General features: G+C 69.9%; 15 protein-coding genes and 1 riboswitch. Of the genes, 11 read left to right on the top strand and 4 right to left on the bottom strand.

The window, feature by feature from the left end:
• Positions 1-391: 391 nt before the first annotated feature.
• Together QSK10_RS10985 and QSK10_RS10980 are read left to right on the top strand one after the other, a co-directional pair.
• A complete protein-coding gene (locus QSK10_RS10985; RefSeq protein ID WP_285662530.1) occupies positions 392-1,246 on the top strand; it encodes a sulfurtransferase in 855 nt (284 codons plus the stop codon).
• A 2-nt stretch (positions 1,247-1,248) separates the two neighbouring features.
• A complete protein-coding gene (locus tag QSK10_RS10980; RefSeq protein WP_285662529.1) occupies positions 1,249-1,587 on the top strand; it encodes a DUF1416 domain-containing protein in 339 nt (112 codons plus the stop codon).
• A gap of 67 nt (positions 1,588-1,654) precedes the next feature.
• Here QSK10_RS10980 and QSK10_RS10975 read toward each other — a convergent pair whose 3' ends face one another.
• Positions 1,655-2,194, bottom strand: a complete 540-nt coding sequence (locus QSK10_RS10975) for a hypothetical protein (RefSeq protein WP_285662528.1) — start codon at positions 2,192-2,194, stop codon at positions 1,655-1,657.
• A gap of 525 nt (positions 2,195-2,719) precedes the next feature.
• Between QSK10_RS10975 and QSK10_RS10970 the strand changes: the two genes are divergently transcribed.
• From QSK10_RS10970 to QSK10_RS10930, 9 genes are all read left to right on the top strand, one after another.
• On the top strand, positions 2,720-2,857 hold the full coding sequence (locus QSK10_RS10970) for a hypothetical protein (RefSeq protein ID WP_285662527.1): 138 nt from the start codon (positions 2,720-2,722) through the stop codon (positions 2,855-2,857).
• Between the two features lie 4 nt (positions 2,858-2,861).
• On the top strand, positions 2,862-3,143 hold the full coding sequence (locus QSK10_RS10965) for a helix-turn-helix domain-containing protein (RefSeq protein ID WP_285662526.1): 282 nt from the start codon (positions 2,862-2,864) through the stop codon (positions 3,141-3,143).
• Complete coding sequence (locus QSK10_RS10960; protein ID WP_285662525.1) at positions 3,140-3,346, top strand: hypothetical protein; 207 nt, start codon at positions 3,140-3,142, stop codon at positions 3,344-3,346. Before QSK10_RS10965 ends, QSK10_RS10960 begins: the two co-directional genes overlap by 4 nt.
• A 169-nt stretch (positions 3,347-3,515) precedes the next feature.
• Positions 3,516-3,601, top strand: a riboswitch (ZMP/ZTP riboswitch).
• Positions 3,602-3,631: 30 nt separating this feature from the next.
• A complete protein-coding gene (locus QSK10_RS10955; protein WP_285662524.1) occupies positions 3,632-5,071 on the top strand; it encodes a glycine hydroxymethyltransferase in 1,440 nt (479 codons plus the stop codon).
• A gap of 198 nt (positions 5,072-5,269) precedes the next feature.
• Positions 5,270-6,598 (top strand): PQQ-binding-like beta-propeller repeat protein, encoded by a 1,329-nt coding sequence (locus QSK10_RS10950; protein ID WP_285662523.1) that lies wholly within the window; start codon positions 5,270-5,272, stop codon positions 6,596-6,598.
• Between the two features lie 1,046 nt (positions 6,599-7,644).
• The gene (locus QSK10_RS10945) at positions 7,645-9,375 is read left to right on the top strand and encodes an ABC transporter ATP-binding protein (RefSeq protein ID WP_285662961.1); all 1,731 of its coding nucleotides are present in this window, start codon (positions 7,645-7,647) and stop codon (positions 9,373-9,375) included.
• On the top strand, positions 9,375-11,369 hold the full coding sequence (locus QSK10_RS10940; RefSeq protein ID WP_432705307.1) for an ABC transporter ATP-binding protein: 1,995 nt from the start codon (positions 9,375-9,377) through the stop codon (positions 11,367-11,369). Before QSK10_RS10945 ends, QSK10_RS10940 begins: the two co-directional genes overlap by 1 nt.
• 639 nt (positions 11,370-12,008) lie before the next feature.
• The gene (locus tag QSK10_RS10935) at positions 12,009-12,176 is read left to right on the top strand and encodes a hypothetical protein (RefSeq protein WP_285662522.1); all 168 of its coding nucleotides are present in this window, start codon (positions 12,009-12,011) and stop codon (positions 12,174-12,176) included.
• Positions 12,173-12,349 (top strand): hypothetical protein, encoded by a 177-nt coding sequence (locus tag QSK10_RS10930; protein WP_285662521.1) that lies wholly within the window; start codon positions 12,173-12,175, stop codon positions 12,347-12,349. Before QSK10_RS10935 ends, QSK10_RS10930 begins: the two co-directional genes overlap by 4 nt.
• On the opposite strand, the gene QSK10_RS10925 is transcribed toward QSK10_RS10930, so the two are convergent.
• The 3 genes from QSK10_RS10925 to QSK10_RS10915 form a co-directional block, all read right to left on the bottom strand.
• The gene (locus QSK10_RS10925) at positions 12,346-13,128 is read right to left on the bottom strand and encodes a tetratricopeptide repeat protein (RefSeq protein WP_285662520.1); all 783 of its coding nucleotides are present in this window, start codon (positions 13,126-13,128) and stop codon (positions 12,346-12,348) included. The genes QSK10_RS10930 and QSK10_RS10925 overlap by 4 nt on opposite strands.
• A gap of 91 nt (positions 13,129-13,219) precedes the next feature.
• A complete protein-coding gene (locus QSK10_RS10920; protein ID WP_285662519.1) occupies positions 13,220-13,444 on the bottom strand; it encodes a CsbD family protein in 225 nt (74 codons plus the stop codon).
• Positions 13,445-13,458: 14 nt separating this feature from the next.
• Positions 13,459-14,625, bottom strand: a complete 1,167-nt coding sequence (locus QSK10_RS10915; RefSeq protein ID WP_285662518.1) for an MFS transporter — start codon at positions 14,623-14,625, stop codon at positions 13,459-13,461.
• Between the last annotated feature and the right edge of the window lie 10 nt (positions 14,626-14,635).

Below are 14,635 nucleotides of genomic sequence, written 5' to 3'. Positions count from 1 at the left end.
TTCGCGGTCACCGAATTGTGAAGCCGTGTGACCAGCGCCGCGAGCGGTCGCCGGGGGTGGCCCGAACGGTCGGATCCGCGACCGACGCTGGTCCATCCCAGCTCAGCGTGCTAACGTCGCGGCCATGCGTACGCCTTCGCCCTTGCTGACGAAGCGGCGTGCGATCGATTACTGCAAGATCGCCGCCTGCCTGTGTCGTGCCGGTCGCTGACCGGCCGATAGCTGCTGCGTGCGCTCATCCCGCGGTCCACTGACACTCCCATCGTGGACCGACCCCCTGTACTGACTTCCGTTCCCGGATCCCTTCTCCCGGGTATGAAGCCGTACCCCGCAGCCTCCGCCGGTTGATCACCGATCAGTCCACATCTGACACATCAACCGAAGGAAAGACATGAGCCGCGAGAACGTGCTCGTTTCCGCCCAGTGGGCCCAGGAGAACCTGGAGACGCCGGGCATCGTGTTCGTCGAGGTCGACGAGGACACCGCCGCCTACGACCGCAACCACATCCCCGGGGCCGTCAAGCTCGACTGGAAGACCGACCTCCAGGACCCCGTCCGCCGCGACTTCGTCAACCGCGACCAGTTCTCGGCCCTGCTCTCCGAGCGCGGGATCGGCAACAACGACATCGTGATCCTCTACGGCGGCAACAACAACTGGTTCGCGGCCTACGCGTACTGGTACTTCAAGCTCTACGGGCACCTCGACGTGCGCCTGCTCGACGGCGGCCGCAAGAAGTGGGAGCTCGACGACCGTCCACTGTCGACCGACGCGGTCACCCGCAACGCCACCAACTACGAGGCCAAGTCCCCCGACAACTCGATTCGCGCCTTCCGCGATGACGTGGTGTCGGCCATCGGCGCGCAGAACCTGGTGGACGTCCGCAGCCCCGACGAGTACACCGGCCGCCTGCTCGCCCCGGCGCACCTGCCGCAGGAGCAGTCGCAGCGCGCGGGCCACATCCCCACGGCCCTGAGCGTCCCGTGGTCCAAGGCCGCCAACGCCGACGGCACCTTCAAGTCCGACGACGAACTGCGCGACCTCTACGCCGAGGCCGGGCTCGACGGGCAGAAGTCGACCATCGCCTACTGCCGCATCGGCGAGCGCAGCTCGCACACCTGGTTCGTGCTGCGCGAACTCCTCGGCCACGCCGAGGTGCGCAACTACGACGGTTCGTGGACGGAGTACGGCTCGCTGGTGGGCGTGCCGATCGCGCTGGGCGAAGAGCCCGGGAAGGTCGAGGTCTGACGATGAGCGCTCTCACCCAGCAGTCCGCACAGAACATCGCCGGTTGCGCCGCACCGGACCAGTCCGCGCCGCTGCCGGCGTCGGTCGACCTGAACAAGGAGACGGTGATCTCCGGTGTGGTCGATGTGGACGGTCAGCCGGTCTCCGGCGCCTACGTCCGTCTCCTGGACGCCTCCGGCGAGTTCACCGCCGAGGTCGTGACCTCCCCCGAGGGCGTCTTCCGCTTCTTCGCCGCGCCCGGGACGTGGACGCTCCGCGCCCTCGCCCGCGCCGGTGAGGGTTCGACGGAGGTGACCGCGGCCGTCGGCCAGAACACGGTCTCCGTCACACTGTCGGACTAGACCCTCCTCCCTGGGTCTGTCTCCGCGCCCCCGGTTCGGTCGTGAGGTTCCGAATCGGGGGCGCGGTCTATTTCTCGTCGTCCGTGCGGTACTTCGCGAGCATGTCCTCCAGCTCGTCGGCGTCGGCCGGGCGCGCGGACTTCACCGCGTCCTTGGCGACGGCCGCGTTGGCCTCGTCCACCGTCACCCGCACCAGCACACCGTCGCGCTCCTCGGCGAACTCCGTCGACAGGCCCGTCGTGCGCAGCCACCCGCCGTCCTCGGCGACACATTGGACACTGCTGCTGACGCCCGCGATCGGGATCCCCGGGCAGGACGCGTCGTCCATGACCGTGGAGTCGACCGTCAGCCGCACCGGCGAACCGTCCGGTGTGGAGTAGTGGTCCTCGAAAGAGGACTCGCCGAAGACGCCCGGATCACCCGTCTTCCCGTGCGAGAGGCTCCTGAGGTCGAGGACCCAGATGTAGTCGAGCGGGACGCCCATGCGCGCGGCGAGTCTCGTGTACTCCTCGCGCTCACCGTCACTGAGGCCGCTGCACGCGCTGAGGAGGAGGGTGGCCGCGGCCAGGGAGGTGACGGCGGCGGCGAGCCGGGGGAGGCGGAGCATGGGGGGATTATCCCGGCGGGGAGGGGGGTGGGGGAGAGGCGGAAGGGCAGACCTTCGTGCCCCGGAACCGATCATCCACCGCCGCGCAATGGCTCTGACCAGCCCGATCGGCACGTCGATATTGTACGGACAATAGCTTTGGTACGGCCCATTCATCGCCGGTCACCGCGTCATTCGCTAATGACACTCGCGCGGCCATTGGGTGACGCTGCAACGCGCAGAGGCAATTTCCGGTGTGTTCGCACGTGCACGCCGTTGGTCCGTCAATACACCCTCTGAGGTGTGCCATCGCCGTGACCTGGGCCACAGTGGACGGACAGTCGCGCACCCGACAGAACCGGTTCGGCGCGACCACGCCACTCTCCGGCCCATTGTTCGGAATCCGGCCACGCGTCCGCTTTCGGCTTCCAGAAACACCTTTCCCATGTCACCCTTGGCTCTTCGGGGGCCGGTGGTCCGACTTATTGAGGACACCACCACTTCCCCTCTCCATCCCCTCTTCACCCGAGAAGGAGCGCGATTCCCATGTATTCCACGTCGTGGCTCATGCCGCGGTGGACCCCGACGGTCTGCCTCCAGGACCTGCTGTTCCCGGTGGTCCGCACGCTGCTCGCCGCGGCCCTCGCCCACTTCGCCCACCTCGCCCACCTCACCCTCCGGTGACGCGATGCCGCGCCCGGAGAAACCCATCCAGCCCGGCGGGCCCGTCGCCGACTTCGCGCTCGCGTTGCGCGCCCTGCGCGACGCCGCCGGGCGCCCGTCCTACGCCGTGATGGCGCGGCTGGCCTACTCCTCGCAGGCCGTGCTGAGCGAGGCCGCGGCGGGACGTTCGCTGCCCACGTGGGAGGCGACCCGCGCCTACGTCCGCGCGTGCGGAGGCGACGAGAGCGACTGGCGCGCGCGATGGGAGGCCGCACGGTGTCCCGAGACCGAGAGGAACCCCTCATGACCCACTCCTTCCCCACCGTCCCCCCGCCGTTCCCGGGACCGGCGAGGCGACGGCCGACGCACCTCCCGCTCACCGCCCTCACCGGGGTGGCCCTCCTCGCCGGTGGGCTGGTCGCCGCCGCCGCGTTCTGGTGGCCGCCGCTCGGGTCGGCCGCCGGGGTCGTGGCCGCGGTCTTCTTCGGCCTCTCCGCCGCGCGCAAGTAGCCTTCGGCCGGGGGCGTGGGGGCCCCGGCCGACTCAGCGCCGACCTTGTGCCGACCCAGCGTCGACCCGGCACGGCGCCACCGGCGTCCCAGCACGCGAGACACCGGGTATTCACCGAATCGGCTCCCGGTAACCGCCCGCGATCATCACCGACCCGGTTGCTATGGTCACGACGGGCCGCGACTGGCGTGCTGGGATGGGCTCAACCATCGGGGAGCGGCCGCCGCTCCACCGCCGTGCGCCTGGGCCTTTCGTTTACCGCTTCCGAAACACCGGAGGGTCCACGTGTCGTCCATCTCGACCGAGTCCACCGCCTTCCGCGCGGCCCTGGACGTCGTGCGCGCCGTCGAGCCGCGCGTCGCCGACGCCATCAAGCAGGAGCTCGCCGACCAGCGCGACTCGCTGAAGCTGATCGCCTCGGAGAACTACGCGTCCCCGGCGACGCTGCTGGCCATGGGCAACTGGTTCAGCGACAAGTACGCCGAGGGCACCATCGGGCGCCGCTTCTACGCCGGATGCCAGAACGTGGACACCGTCGAGGCCGTCGCCGCCGAGCACGCGCGCGAGCTGTTCGGCGCGTCCCACGCCTACGTGCAGCCGCACTCCGGCATCGACGCCAACCTCGTGGCGTTCTGGGCGGTCCTCGCCGCGCGCGTCGAGGCGCCCGCGCTGGAGAAGGCCCAGGTCCGCCACGTCAACGACCTCACCGACGCCGACTGGGCGACGCTGCGCCGCGCCCTGGGCGACCAGCGCATGCTCGGCATGTCCCTCGACGCCGGCGGCCACCTCACCCACGGGTTCCGCCCCAACATCTCCGGCAAGATGTTCGAGCAGCGCTCCTACGGGACCGACCCGGCCTCGGGTCTCCTCGACTACGACGCGCTCCGCGCCGCCGCGCACGAGTTCCGGCCGCTCATCATCGTCGCCGGCTACTCCGCCTACCCGCGCCTGGTGAACTTCGCCAAGGTCCGCGAGATCGCCGAAGAGGTCGGCGCGACCCTCATGGTCGACATGGCCCACTTCGCCGGGCTCGTCGCCGGAAAGGTCCTCACCGGCGACTTCGACCCGATCCCGCACGCGCACATCGTCACCACCACCACGCACAAGTCCCTCCGCGGACCGCGCGGCGGCATGGTCCTGTGCCAGCCGGAGCTCGCCGAGCAGGTCGACCGGGGCTGCCCGATGGTCCTGGGCGGACCGCTCCCGCACGTGATGGCCGCCAAGGCCGTCGCCCTCGCCGAGGCCCGCACGCCCGAGTTCCGCGACTACGCGCAGCGCATCGTGGACAACTCCCGCGCGCTCGCCGAGGGCCTCCTGTCGCGTGGGGCGAAGCTCGTCACCGGCGGCACCGACAACCACCTCGTCCTCATCGACGTGTCCTCCTACGGCCTCACCGGCCGTCAGGCCGAGGCCGCGCTGCTGGATTCGGGCGTGGTCACCAACCGCAACTCGGTCCCGCAGGACCCGAACGGCGCCTGGTACACCTCCGGCGTCCGCATCGGCACCCCCGCGCTGACCTCGCGCGGGCTCGGCACCACCGAGATGGACACCGTGGCCGACCTGATCCACACCGTCCTCGAAAACACCGCCCCCGGCACCACGAAGGCGGGCACGCCCTCCAAGGCCACGCACGTGCTGGACGAGAAGGTCGCCGCCCGCGTCGCGGGCGCGGCCACCGAGCTGCTGAGCGGATTCCCGCTCTACCCGAACGTCGACCTGGGCTGATCAGCCCGGCGGGCACGGCCACCGACCTCCGGGACGGTGGCCGTGCTCATATCGGGCAACCGAACACCGCCGCGAGACGGTCTAACCGGACGTCCGGATCCAGCTCATCCCACCCGCGCGTGTCCCCCGGGGCGGTCAAGCCGATCACCCACCCCTCCGGGCATCACACGCCTGCCCGAAGGGGCCATACTCTTCACCATGCAACGCCGAGGGCCACATAGGACCACCTGGGTCCTCATCGTGGTCGCCGCCGTCATCGTGCTGTCCGCGGCGGCGGCCATCTGGATCACCACGCTCTCGGCGACCGCCGCCGAGCCCAAGATCGACTGGCGGGTGCCGCTCGCCGAGCAGCAGACCCCGCCGGACGCCGCCGCCGCCGGCGACGCGGTGGTCATGCTCGCCGACGGCGACCTCACCGTCCTGGACGCCGGGTCCGGCGCCGTGCGCTGGACCGTGCCGGACGTCGAGGGCCCCGTGCGGGTCGCGGCCGACTCGGTGGTCTACGCCTCCGGCGCGCTCATCAAGGTCCACGATCTGGCCGGCGGGCAGGAGCGCTTCAGCTACCGCGCCGAGCTCGGGCACAACCCGCCGTTCTGGACGGCGACGCCCACCACCCTCGTCACCGTCGAGCGCGACGGCAAGTACCGCGAGGCCGTGGCCACGTCCCTGACCACCGGCAAGCAGCTGTGGCACAAGCGCTACGACAAGGAACTGGCCGTCGCCGCGCCCGTCCTCCCCGACCCGGTGCACACCGCGATGGACGCCTCTCCCGGCGTGCAGGTCGCGGCCGCGACGTCCGCCGTCTACCTCAACACCGGGCTCCGCGAGGCCGGGGACGAGAAGTCCCTCACCCTCGACATCGCCACCGGCACCGAACTCGACTCCCCCGGCACCGTCTTCGACCTGGACACCTACTCGCTGATCACCGTCGGCGACCGCGTGGTGAGCGTGTCGGAGCGCTCCGGCTGCGAGACGAAGGTCGTCCTCTACGACCCGCTCGCCAAGTCGGCCAAGACCGCCGGTTTCGGCGCCGACTGCAACGCGAGCGCCACGACGGTCCGCGTGGACGGCGGCGCCCTCATCGGCCAGAACCTCGACGGCCGCCCCGAGGTCGTCGACGTGGTCACCGGCGAGCCCCGCTGGACGGCCGACGCGCGCGGCGTCGCGCAGGCCTTCCGCGAGCCCGTGCTGGCCTACTCACCCGACGGTGACGACCAGCCCCTCAAGATCGTCGACGTCTCCGGCGGCCCCGAACCCTGGCAGGCCCGCGACACGACCCCCGCGGCGGGCCCGGCGACCCTGGCGGGGAAGTACCTGCTGACGTCGAGCGGGTCGTTTCCCACGGCGGAGCGGCCGGATGATGCTTACGCGACGACGGGGTACAACATCGACATCGACAAGCTGATGTGGCATCAGCCGGGGGCGCGGTTGATCGCGGTGACGGAGAAGTACTTCGTGCTGGCGGTTTGCGGGACGGATTACAAGGAGATGAAGCCGGCGGTTGTGGTGGCGGTTCCTTATACGTAGGGCGAGAACACGGCCGACGGGAAGGGCCGTAGGGGCGGGCTGAGCGGAGGCGCGGCAGGCCGGAGGCCTTGCTGCGCGGCAGGCCGCAGGCCAAGGCGCGAGGGTGACCCGCCACGTGGGAGAAGTGTCTTGATCGTGTGTCTGTGAGGGACGCGCGCGTGCGGCGGCGCAACCAACCCGGTTGGCCACGAAGCAGCGGGTGCCGAGGAACAGAGCCCTCCTCCGGCTCGGGGGAAGTGTTTTGAGTTCCCGGGGTCCAGGGGACGGAGTTCCCTGGTGGGGGTCCAGGGGGCAAAGCCCCTTGGGCACCACGCGGAGAAGACGACAGGCCACGGCCGCAAGCCCCACGCACCCGAGAAGAGAAGCCGGGGCGGGGCGAGGCCGGGGCGGGGCCCCGGCTCTCCCTTTTCAAGCGAGTGACACCTGCGGTGTCTGCTCGCTTCACGGCCGTTCGGGTCGGGGTAGCAGGCGCTTCGCCCTGCACCAGACCAGGGCTTTGCCCTGGACCCACCAGGGAACTCCGTCCCCTGGACCCCGGAATCCCACAACATTTCTCCCGAGCCGGAGGCGGCCTTAGCTTTTGGCACCCGGTGGTGTCGTGGCCGACCGGGTTGGTTGCGCCGCTGCACGCGCGCGCCCAGCTTCACCACCCGATCAAAACACTTCCCCCCGCGTGGGTGGTCACCCTCGCGCGTCTGCTTACGCCTCAGCCTGCGCTTCGGCGTGCACCTCGGCCTGCGGCCTCATCACGCCCGCCGCCGAATGCGCCGCTCCGCGCGCCTCCGCCCTCGCCTCCGGCTCACGCTTCGCGCCCACCCGGTCCCTCCCACCCCCGCCTCCGGCCCCCTCACCCCCTAGGTGCCGCACGTCACACACCCCTCCCTCAACCCCCTTGACATCACGATGCACCCTCCCCACGTGCGTTCTGAACTAAATTCGGCTACCTCCTCCCTCCCCCGTGGTGAAGACTCTCACCGGGAGGTACAACCTTGACCACCGCGACCATCGCGCAGCAGAGTGCGCGGCGGGCCGCCGACGGGCGTTCCCTGCCGCGCCTGCTGCGCGCTCATCTCGCCCCTTACAAGGGGCCCATCACGGCGATCATCGGCTTTCAGCTGGTGTCGACGATCGCCATGCTCTATCTACCCACCCTGAACGCCGACATCATCGACAACGGTGTGGTCAAAGGCGACACCGGGCACATTTTGCGGCTCGGTGGCATCATGCTGGCGGTGACGCTGGCGCAGATCGCGGCGTCGATCATCGCCGTGTACTTCGCGGCGAAGACGGCCATGGGACTCGGCCGGGACGTGCGGGCGGCGATCTTCGGGCGGGTGCAGGAGTTCTCCGTCCGCGAGGTCGGGCAGTTCGGCGCGCCTTCGCTGATCACGCGTACGACCAATGACGTCCAGCAGGTGCAGATGCTGGTCTTCCTGGCGTTCATCCTGCTGGTCTCCGCCCCGGTCATGGCCTTCGGGGGCGTGATCATGGCGGTCAGCGAGGACGCGACTCTCTCCACGCTGCTGCTCGTGGCGGTGCCGGTGCTGATCATCGCCGTGGTGATCATCGTGCGGGCGATGGGGCCGCTGTTCCGCAAGATGCAGGTGCGCATCGACGAGGTCAACCGGGTGATGCGCGAGCAGATCACCGGTATCCGCGTCATCCGCGCGTTCGTGCGCGACACCCACGAGCAGCAGAGGTTCGCCTCGGCCAACGGTGAGCTGATGGGCGTGTCCCTCGGTGTCGGCCGGCTCATGGCGTGGATGTTCCCGACGGTGATGCTGGTGATGAACGTGTCCAGCGTCGCCGTCATGTGGTTCGGCGGGCACCGGATCGGCTCGCACGACATGCAGATCGGTTCGCTCACGGCGTTCCTGTCGTACCTGATGCAGATCCTGATGTCGGTGATGATGGCGACGTTCGTGCTGATCTCGCTGCCGCGCGCGCAGGTGTCGGCCGGGCGCATCCAGGAGGTCCTGGAGACCGAGTCGAGCCTGAGCCTGCCGAAGCGGCCGGTGACGACGGTGGACGTGCGGGGCGAGCTGTCGCTGAAGGGCGTCACGTTCCGCTATCCGGGCGCCGAGGAGGCCGTCCTGCACGATGTGTCGATAGAGGCGCATCCGGGGCAGACGACGGCGATCATCGGGTCCACCGGCAGTGGCAAGACGACGTTGCTGAACCTGATCCCGCGGCTGTTCGACGCCACCGGCGGGCAGGTGCTCGTGGACGGCGTCGACGTCCGCACCATGGACCCGGCGCTGCTGTCGCGCCTGGTGGGCCTGGTCCCGCAGAAGCCGTACCTGTTCTCCGGGACGATCGCCTCCAACCTGCGCTACGGCAAGCCCGACGCGACCGAGGACGAGCTGTGGCGCGCCCTCGAAGTCGCCCAGGCCGCCGAGTTCGTGCGCGACAAGCCCGAGCGGCTCGACGCGCCGATCGGGCAGGGCGGCACGAACGTGTCCGGCGGTCAGCGGCAGCGGCTGGCGATCGCGCGGATGCTGGTCGCCGAACCCGAGATCTACCTGTTCGACGACTCGTTCTCGGCCCTCGACTACGCCACGGACGCCGCCCTGCGCGCGGCCCTGGCGCGCGAGACCGGGGATGCGACGGTCGTGATCGTGGCGCAGCGGGTGTCCACGATCCGGCACGCCGACCGGATCGTGGTCCTCGACGAGGGACGCGTGGTCGGCACCGGGACGCACGCCGAGCTGATGGCGTCCAACGAGACCTACCGGGAGATCGTCTTCTCGCAGCTGAGTGAAGAGGAGGCTGCCTGATGACGTCCCCCGAACAGAATGGCAAGAAGGCCGAGGCCACCCCCGCCCGCATCGCCAACGCCCCCAGGCAGGGCCCCGGGCCGGGCGGTCCCTTCCGCGGTGCGATGCCGACCGAGAAGGCGATGAACTTCAAGGCGTCGAGCCTGCGCCTGGTGCGGATGATGCGCCCGGAGCGCACGCTGGCGATCGGGACGCTGCTGCTGGGCGCCCTGTCGGTGGCGATGTCGGTGGTCGGCCCGAAGATCCTCGGGCACGCCACCAACCTCATCTTCGGCGGCGTCATCGGCGAGATGACCGATGGTTTCGAGTCGAAGGACGAGGCGGTGCGCGCCGCCCGGGCCGCCGGGCAGGGCAGTTTCGCCGACATGATGGCCGCCATGGACTTCACGCCCGGCGTGGGCATCGACTTCACCGAGGTCGGGCGCGTCCTGATGCTGGCGCTGGCGCTGTTCGTGCTGGCCTCGGCGTGCATGCTGTGGCAGGGCCGCATGACGACGGTCATCGTCCAGCGGGCCGCCTACCGGCTGCGCGAGGAGGCCGAGACCAAGCTGTCCCGGCTGCCGCTGTCCTATTTCGACAAGCAGTCGCGCGGTGAGATCCTGTCGCGCACCACCAACGACATCGACAACATCGCGCAGACCCTCCAGCAGGCGATGTCGCAGCTGGTGATCTCGCTGCTGACCATCGTCGGCGTGCTGGGCATGATGATCTGGATCTCGCCGCTGCTGGCGCTGATCGCGATCGTCACCGTCCCGGTCTCGCTGTGGGTGACCGTCCGCATCGGTAAGCGCGCCCAGCCGCAGTTCCTGAAGCAGTGGGCGTCCACCGGGAAACTGAACGGGCACATCGAGGAGATGTTCACCGGGCACTCCCTGGTGAAGGTCTTCGGGCGGCAGAAGGAGGCCGCGGCGACCTTCGCCGAGCACAATGACGCCCTCTACCAGGCGGCGTTCAAGGCCCAGTTCATCTCCGGCGCGATCCAGCCCGCGATGATGTTCATCGGCAACCTGAACTACGTCCTGGTGGCCGTCATCGGCGGCCTGAAGGTCGCCTCGGGGACCATGTCCCTGGGTGACGTGCAGGCCTTCATCCAGTACTCGCGGCAGTTCTCGCAGCCGATCACGCAGGTGGCCTCGATGGCCAACCTGCTCCAGTCGGGCGTGGCCTCCGCCGAGCGCGTCTTCGACCTCCTGGACGCCGAGGAGCAGTCGCCGGAACCCGCCGCGCCGCTGGTCCCCGCCTCCAACGAGGGCCGGGTCACCTTCGAGCACGTGGCCTTCCGCTACGACGACGACAAGCCCCTCATCGAGGACCTGTCGCTGTCGGTGGAACCCGGCCACACCGTTGCCATCGTCGGCCCCACCGGCGCCGGCAAGACGACCCTGGTGAACCTGCTGATGCGCTTCTACGAGGTCCGCGGCGGCCGGATCACCCTGGACGGCGTCGACATCGCGTCGATGACCCGCGAGGACCTGCGCTCGCGCACCGGCATGGTCCTCCAGGACACCTGGCTCTTCGGCGGCACCATCGCCGAGAACATCGCCTACGGCGCCGGTGACGTCACCGAAGAGCAGATCCACCGGGCGGCCAAGGCCACCCACGTCGACCACTTCGTGCGCGTCCTCCCCGACGGCTACGACACCGTGATCGACGAGGAGGGCTCGAACCTCTCGGCGGGCGAGAAGCAGCTGGTCACCATCGCCCGCGCGTTCCTGGCCGAACCCTCGATCCTGATCCTGGACGAGGCGACGTCCTCTGTGGACACGCGCACCGAACTGCTGATCCAGCGCGCGATGACGTCCCTCCGCAGTGGACGGACGAGCTTCGTGATCGCGCACCGGCTGTCCACGATCAGGGACGCCGACCTCATCCTGGTGATGGAGAACGGCGAGATCGTGGAACAGGGCGACCACACCGAACTGCTGGAGAAGGGCGGCGCCTACGCGCGCCTGTACGCGGCCCAGTTCGCCGAGGCGGTCGTCGCCGAGGACTGAGCGGACACCCGGGAGGCGGCGGCCGAGGCCGCCGCCTTTCGCGTGCGTGGGTGCGGGTGCGGACAAGCCGCAAGTCGCAGTGAACAGGGCCGGGCGGGATGCATGGCCAAGCGCGAAGGATCTAAGCCGGGCAAGGTGACTGGCTCGCTACGGGGTCAAAACCCGGGCAAGAGACAAGCTCGTTGTTTTAGAGCCGGGCCGAGACGGCCCGCAGCCCGCAGAACAGACGGCAAGCCAAGACAAGCCCGTGCGAAAACAGCGACCCGGGATAGGAGAGGTGGATCCTCCGTCGGTCGGCCGGGATGGGCCTTGGAACGAGGGTTCTGGGGGTGTCAAGACACGCCCTTCCGTCTTGACACCCCCAGGTTCCTCGTTCACCGTCACGACAGCCGACCAGAGGAGGAGACGCCTCCCGAGAGAGGCCCAGGTCCAGGACAGCGTCCTGGTCGGGGACGAGGGCTGAAAGCCCAGGCCAGAGGGTGACCGTGTCATAGCCGCAACGCCGTGGATACATCGAACACGAACGATCCGCGGGGCGCCAAACAAGAAGCACGACGAGCTACAACAGGCGTCGGAAACAAACAACCCCCCGGGCCAGGGATGCCCGCTGAGCCTGAGCGAAACGGCCCCGGACGAGCAATGCCGCCAGCCCATGTGACCCACCCCATCTACCTGGTCTCCCGCTCGATCACCCAGGGCCGCCGCGCCGCCCTGGTCTCCCTCACCGGCGTCGGGACGGCCCTGGTCGTCTACGTGATCGCCACCGCCGCCGGCCTGACCACCGTCTTCGCCCTGGTCTCGGCATGATCCAGGTGGTCATCGCCGTCACCTTCAACGGCCTGATCGCGATGGGCGCCGGCACGATCGCCGTCTTCCTGGGCAGGAAGCCGCTGTGGCTGAAGGTCCAGCGCTACCTGATGGGCACGGTCCTGGCGGGGCTGGCGCTGAAGCTGGCGGTGGAGCGGGCCAGGCCCGCCTAGTCGAACATCGTCTCGGTGAGCGCCAGGTGCGGCGCGGCCTCGGCGGCGCGTCCCTGCCGCTGGTAGGTGCGGCCCAGCAGGTAGCGGGCGTAGAAGTCGCCGGGGTCGCGTTCCACGAGCGCGGTCAGCAGCTCCTCGGCCCGCCGCAGCTGCGCCGAGGCGAAGTAGGCGCGCGCGGCCAGCATCCGGACGTTCGGGTCGCCCCCGAACTCCTCCAGCAGCGGCTTGAGGATCACCAGGGCGCCCAGGGGGTCCTTGCGGCCCAGGAGGGCCTCGGCCAGGCGCAGGCGGCGGACCTCGTCGGGCAGCGCGGGGTCGTCGGCGCTGTCGCGCAGGAACTCCACGATCTGCTCGGGTGTGGGGTCGCCGGTCAAGACGCGCTCCCCGACACTGAGTGCCGGGGAGCCGGTGACGCCGATGGCCTTGCCGCGGAGCATCTCCTCGCGGAAGGCCACCCGATCGGCGGCGGCCAGGTCGGGTTCCCAGCCGGTCTCGCGGGCCAGCGCGGAGAGGACCTCGGGGTCGGTGATGTCGGCGCCCTCCAGGGAGTGCGCCCGCCACAGCAGGTCGGCCACGGCCGCCTGGCGTTCGGTTCCGCCGGTCTCGTAGGCGTGCCAGAGCAGCAGGAGCGGCTCGACGGAGCCGCGCGGGTCGGCCAGCGCGGGACGCCACACGACCTCGACGGGGTCGCCGTCCCAGAGTTCGAGCGCGGCGTCGACGCGGTTCTTCGCCACGAAGGTCCAGCCGCCCGTCGGGTCGAGCCACAGCTCAATGCGCATGGCCCCATCCTAGGCTCGCCTCCGGCGGTGAACAGGACGAAGGCGGCCACATCGGGCCGCCCGCGTCCTTTCCCCTACTTCGGCAACGGGATCAATGCTTTTCGTCCCCCGAGCCGGTGAAGCCCTTCACGCGGTCCTTCACGTCCTCGACCTTCTCGCCGAGGGTGTTCTTGGCGTGTTCGACCTTCGATTCGGCCTGATCGCGCTGACCCTCCCCGACGAGCTCCTCGTTGCCGGTGAGCTTGCCGATGCCCTCCTTGGCCTTGCCCTTGAGGTCCTCGGCCGTTTCCTTGATCTTGTCGCTCAGATCGCTCATCGCACCTCCCATGGTCAGGACACGGGATTACCCGCGGCCGCCATGATCGAAACACGGCGGCCCGACCAGAATGCCGCGAATGCCGCGATTCCGGCGGCGGCCCCGCACAGGGGCCACAGCAGGCCACTCCCGTACACAAGGGCCCCGACGGGCGCGGCGAACACCACACCGGAGGTCGCCAGCCCGGAGTAGAGGCCCTGGTAGCGGGCCACGAGCCCGGGCGGGGCGAGGTCGGCGAGGTGCGCGCTGGCGGTGGTCTTGTAGAGGATCTCGCCCGCGGTCAGCACCAGCATCGCCACGACCATCAGGACGGCGTGGGTGCCGAGCCCGAACATCGCGAACCCGACGGCGACCAGCGCGTAGCCGGAGCCGATGATCGCGGTCGCGGGCAGCCGCTTGAGCCACAGCGCGACCGGGATCTCCAGGACCAGGATCATTCCCGAGCCGACCGCGATGAGCGCGGCGTACAGGCCCACGCCGTGCCCGCTGTCGCCCAGGTAGACCGGCAGGGTCGAGTAGAGCTGCCGGTAGACCAGGTCGACCACCAGGATCGCCGGGAGCAGGGTCAGCAGGCCCTTGTCGGCGCGCAGGGCGGGCCACAGCCGGATCTTCTCGCGCGGGCCGGCCGGGGGTGCCTCGCGCGGCAGCATCCGGGCCACGATCTGGCGCACGAGCAGCACGGTGACGCCCTCGATGACGAACATCGCGTCGTAGGACCATGCCGACAGGGCCGCGCCGATCAGCGGCCCGAGCACGAAACCGGCGTTGGAGGCCGCGCGGCTGACCGCGATGGCGGTCCGGCGGTCGCCGCTGCCCCCGGCCACGGCCACCAGTGCCGACTGCGCCACCCCGCCGACCGATCCGGCGTAGGCGGTCAGCGGCAGGACGCAGGCGAGCACCGGGATCGGCAGCCACGGCACGAGCAGGACGCCGAGTCCGCCGAAGAGCCCGGCGGTGAGCATGACGCGGCGGTGCCCGAAGCGGTCGGAGAACCAGCCGCCGGTGAAGCTCCCGGTGATGGACCCGGCGCCGATGACGCCGGTGATGACGCCCGCGGCGGTCAGGGACAGCCCGCGCGGCCCGGTCAGGTAGAGGAACAGGAACAGCATCATGAAGCCCGCGCAGGCCGAGACGAAGCGGTTGGCGGCGAGGATCCAGATGACGGGCGAGAGGCGGCGCACTGCGATCTCC

The organism is Actinorhabdospora filicis, assembly GCF_030269765.1.
GTDB classification, from domain to species: domain Bacteria; phylum Actinomycetota; class Actinomycetes; order Mycobacteriales; family Micromonosporaceae; genus Actinorhabdospora; species Actinorhabdospora filicis.
The sequence above is the reverse complement of the archived record's forward strand: the minus strand, read 5'-3'. Positions and strand labels throughout refer to the sequence as shown.

Excerpts from the sequence above, each read along its gene's own strand:
- QSK10_RS10985 (WP_285662530.1), top strand. The coding sequence starts at position 392 with ATGAGCCGCGAGAACGTGCTCGTTTCCGCCCAGTGGGCCCAGGAGAAC.
- QSK10_RS10980 (WP_285662529.1), top strand. The coding sequence starts at position 1,249 with ATGAGCGCTCTCACCCAGCAGTCCGCACAGAACATCGCCGGTTGCGCC.
- QSK10_RS10975 (WP_285662528.1), bottom strand. The coding sequence starts at position 2,194 with ATGCTCCGCCTCCCCCGGCTCGCCGCCGCCGTCACCTCCCTGGCCGCG.
- QSK10_RS10970 (WP_285662527.1), top strand. The coding sequence starts at position 2,720 with ATGTATTCCACGTCGTGGCTCATGCCGCGGTGGACCCCGACGGTCTGC.
- QSK10_RS10965 (WP_285662526.1), top strand. The coding sequence starts at position 2,862 with ATGCCGCGCCCGGAGAAACCCATCCAGCCCGGCGGGCCCGTCGCCGAC.
- QSK10_RS10960 (WP_285662525.1), top strand. The coding sequence starts at position 3,140 with ATGACCCACTCCTTCCCCACCGTCCCCCCGCCGTTCCCGGGACCGGCG.
- QSK10_RS10950 (WP_285662523.1), top strand. The coding sequence starts at position 5,270 with ATGCAACGCCGAGGGCCACATAGGACCACCTGGGTCCTCATCGTGGTC.
- QSK10_RS10940 (WP_432705307.1), top strand. The coding sequence starts at position 9,375 with ATGACGTCCCCCGAACAGAATGGCAAGAAGGCCGAGGCCACCCCCGCC.
- QSK10_RS10935 (WP_285662522.1), top strand. The coding sequence starts at position 12,009 with ATGCCGCCAGCCCATGTGACCCACCCCATCTACCTGGTCTCCCGCTCG.
- QSK10_RS10930 (WP_285662521.1), top strand. The coding sequence starts at position 12,173 with ATGATCCAGGTGGTCATCGCCGTCACCTTCAACGGCCTGATCGCGATG.
- QSK10_RS10925 (WP_285662520.1), bottom strand. The coding sequence starts at position 13,128 with ATGCGCATTGAGCTGTGGCTCGACCCGACGGGCGGCTGGACCTTCGTG.
- QSK10_RS10920 (WP_285662519.1), bottom strand. The coding sequence starts at position 13,444 with ATGAGCGATCTGAGCGACAAGATCAAGGAAACGGCCGAGGACCTCAAG.